Origin of the sequence: Ruminococcus sp. AF37-20 (assembly GCF_003460465.1) — a bacterium.
Classification (GTDB): domain Bacteria; phylum Bacillota; class Clostridia; order Oscillospirales; family Ruminococcaceae; genus Hominimerdicola; species Hominimerdicola aceti.
The window spans coordinates 1,951-4,257 of the sequence record NZ_QTVE01000050.1 but is presented as its reverse complement, the minus strand read 5'-3'; the positions used below and the strand labels follow the sequence as shown (position 1 = coordinate 4,257).

Annotated in this window: 3 protein-coding genes and 1 pseudogene; all 4 read left to right on the top strand. The window is 45.7% G+C overall.

Annotation, left to right across the window (positions count from 1 at the left end):
- On the top strand, window positions 1-1,272 hold a 1,272-nt coding region (dcm, locus tag DW015_RS13160), incomplete at its 5' end, for a DNA (cytosine-5-)-methyltransferase (RefSeq protein ID WP_117905958.1).
- The gene (locus tag DW015_RS13155) at window positions 1,265-1,840 is read left to right on the top strand and encodes a BRO family protein (RefSeq protein ID WP_181979941.1); all 576 of its coding nucleotides are present in this window, start codon (window positions 1,265-1,267) and stop codon (window positions 1,838-1,840) included. The genes dcm and DW015_RS13155, both read left to right, overlap by 8 nt.
- A gap of 12 nt (window positions 1,841-1,852) precedes the next feature.
- Window positions 1,853-2,038, top strand: a pseudogene (locus DW015_RS13150) (phage antirepressor KilAC domain-containing protein); the annotation flags it as partial.
- Entirely contained in the window at window positions 2,038-2,235 is a 198-nt protein-coding gene (locus DW015_RS13145; RefSeq protein WP_117905955.1) for a hypothetical protein, read from the top strand. The pseudogene DW015_RS13150 and the gene DW015_RS13145, both read left to right, overlap by 1 nt.
- Window positions 2,236-2,307: the final 72 nt, after the last annotated feature.

Genomic DNA, 2,307 nt, shown 5'->3' with positions numbered 1-2,307 from the left:
ATGATAAAGTATTTCGATATCTTTGCAGGCATCGGCGGATTCCGCTCAGGACTTGAAAAAGCAGGAGGCTTTGAGTGCGTCGGGTACTGCGAGATTGACCGATATGCTAAAAAAGCATACGAAACAATGTACGATACGGAAGGCGAGGTGTATTACGATGACGCAAGAAAAATCAACCCAAACGAGTTACCCGATTTCGACCTTATATGCGGAGGCTTCCCTTGCCAAAGCTTTTCAATCGCTGGAAAAAGGGGCGGATTTGACGACGCAAGAGGAACTCTGTTCTTTGAAATTGCCAGAATCGCTGCCGTTAAAAAACCTAAATATCTGCTGCTTGAGAACGTACCCGGATTGTTATCGCATGACTCAGGCAGGACGTTTGCGACCATCCTTGGTTCGCTGGACGAATTGGGGTACGATGTCGCATGGCAGGTGCTTAACAGCGCAAATTTTAGAGTCGCCCAATCCCGAAAAAGAGTGTTCATTATCGGATTTCTTAGAGAAAAATGCGCCGGAAAAGTATTGTCTTTCACGGACGCAAATCTAAAAACTCTTGTACAACGCATACCCGGACGAGAGGGCTGCAGAGTGTACTCAGCCGACGGACTGAGCATAACGCTTACGGGAACGGCAGGAGGCTTCGGAGGAAAGACAGGACTTTACGAGATCATAGGACTTCCGATCAAGGTCAAAACCAAGTCGGGCTATCAGTTAGCATTGCCCGGCGATAGTATTGATCTCGCCTACCCTAACATTAATTCAAGACGAGGACGTGTAGGTCACGATGTAGCACACACGCTGACAACAAGCTGTAATCAGGGATATTACGCTATGTGTATCGATATGAATCCCGAACCGAAAGTTACAGAGCTTGCGAGGTGCATAACGTCAAGGCAGGACAGCGGTATAGGTCACCATAAAGGAGAAAAGTCGGGGGTGATCGTGATTAGCGATCCGATTGCGGTGCTTACTCCCGAAAAGGAGAAAGTTCGTCAGCAAGGGCGAAGATTTAAACTCCCAAACGAACCGATGTTTACGATAACTGTCACCGATAAACACGGGGTGATCTACTGCGGATATATCCGCAGGCTCATGCCTTTGGAATGCTGGCGTTTGCAGGGGTTTACAGACGAGCAGTTCAACAAGGTGGCGGCAACCGGAATGTCCGACGCACAGCTTTACAAGCAGGCAGGAAATGCCGTTACTACGAATGTTATTGAGGCTCTTGCAAGGTTTATTTTAGAAATTGACAAGGAGAATGCAAATGAATAATATGATAAAGATATTTGAAAATGAGGAATTTGGTTCGCTCAGAATTTTAAAGGAAGATAACGGCAGAATCATGTTCTGCGGCAAGGATGTGGCTTCTGCATTGGGCTACAGCAACACAAAGGACGCAATAAGGCGGCATTGCAGGTGGGGCGTGAAACACGACCTACCTCATCCGCAGTCCCCAAGCAAGACCATTAAGATGATTTTTATTCCTGAGGGCGATGTTTACAGACTTGTCGCACACAGCAAACTGCCAAGAGCTGCGGAATTTGAGTCGTGGATATTTGATAAGATCCTGCCTCAAATCAATCAAACAGGCGGCTACGTAGCTAACGAAGATATGTTTATCGATAACTATCTCCCATTCCTCGACGAGCCGTATCAGAATCTTTTCCGTCTGCAGATGATGGCGATAAATCAGCTCAACGAGCGTATCCGCCACGATCAGCCACTGGTGGAGTTTGCAAATCAGGTGTCAAATACCGATAATCTTATCGACATGAACGCAATGGCAAAGCTTGCGAGAGCAGAAAATATCCCCGTCGGCAGAAACAAGCTTTACGGCTGACTCAAAGGAAAAGGCGTTCTTATGGCGAATAATCTCCCCTATCAGGCGTTTATCGACCGAGGATATTTTTCCGTAAAGGAGTCGGTTTTTGAAACTCCGACTATGACAAAGACCTATCAGCAGACGTTTGTGACAGGAAAAGGGCAAAGATTTGTGATCACTCTGCTGAGAAAATATTATGGCAAGGAGATGGGATAATGCACACAAACAGAATTAAAGCTAAAGTGGACTTCAAGTTCTGCCTCGGCAGTATTCCAGCAATGCTGAGAGCCACAAAGCCCGTACTTTCGGAAAGGCAGTACAAGGAGCTGTGTAACGAGTTCAATAAAGCTGACGGCTATCTTGAACAGAAACGTATTATTTTTTCATATGTTGACCCTATAATCAAGGGTTGAAGTAAACACAATTAAATAACAACTAAAGTCGTTTTGCCAATGACAGAAAACTTCTGTAATTAGCAAAGCGAC

What these genes read in the sequence shown, in the direction of transcription:
- DW015_RS13155 (WP_181979941.1), top strand. Translation starts at nt 1,265, where the DNA reads ATGAATAATATGATAAAGATATTTGAAAATGAGGAATTTGGTTCGCTC.
- DW015_RS13145 (WP_117905955.1), top strand. Translation starts at nt 2,038, where the DNA reads ATGCACACAAACAGAATTAAAGCTAAAGTGGACTTCAAGTTCTGCCTC.